Consider the following 720-nt stretch of genomic DNA (forward strand, 5'->3'; position numbering starts at 1 on the left):
GCAGATCATAGGCGACGCGCTCCAATACGAGCACGCTTATAGTGAGCGCATGACCAGCCTGACACGTAGGGTGGAGCAGGCGCGCACACAGATCAGGCAAGCCATGCAGCAGCGCACAGACGGCGAGCACGAGCTGGAGCAGGCTGAAAAAGAGCTACAAGCCGAAATGGGAGGCCGTCCCGTCCGCAAGCGAATCACGAGTGACGAGGCTCAGTGGATCGGAGACGCGCGCAGAGCACTGGGACTATCGCAGGGGGAAATGGCGCGTATGTTCCCAATGGAGGATGGCAAGCGTCTTGAGCAGGTCAAATTACACCGGTGGGAGACCGGCAAGCACTCTATGCCAGCGCACGCGCCCGGCGTCGTGCAGGGGGTTGTTGATGACTTCCTGCGTGACGTGCAGACGATCAGGGACGGCGGCGAGGTCCGGTCTCCTTGGGTGAGGATTGCGCGCTTTTGGGCCTCCCGTCCCGAACTCCACCTGTGATACAGTAAGCAACATAACTGCCCCGCGGTAGCGGGGATGAGCCCATGTAATGTGAATTCTTCACGTTAGGCCATGAAAATTGGCTGGCTTTGTGCCCTGCGTCAGCAGGGAAAATGGGGTGCCACCCCGACGGGATGTTGAGATCCCAAAGGGTGGCACCCCTCTCCTATATGTCTCACTTGTTCATGTCAGGATGAAAGCGGCGCACCGTCTCATCGACCTCAGTAAACCGA

1 protein-coding gene is annotated in these 720 nt (G+C 59.2%); it reads left to right on the plus strand.

All coding sequences use genetic code 11. From position 1 onward, the window contains the following. A partial coding sequence (locus HMPREF2975_RS12520) for a hypothetical protein (protein WP_227469266.1) occupies window positions 1-487 on the plus strand: 487 nt, incomplete at its 5' end. Window positions 488-720 lie beyond the last annotated feature (233 nt).

Origin of the sequence: Actinomyces sp. HMSC065F12 (genome assembly GCF_001814535.1) — a bacterium.
GTDB lineage: Bacteria > Actinomycetota > Actinomycetes > Actinomycetales > Actinomycetaceae > Pauljensenia > Pauljensenia radingae_A.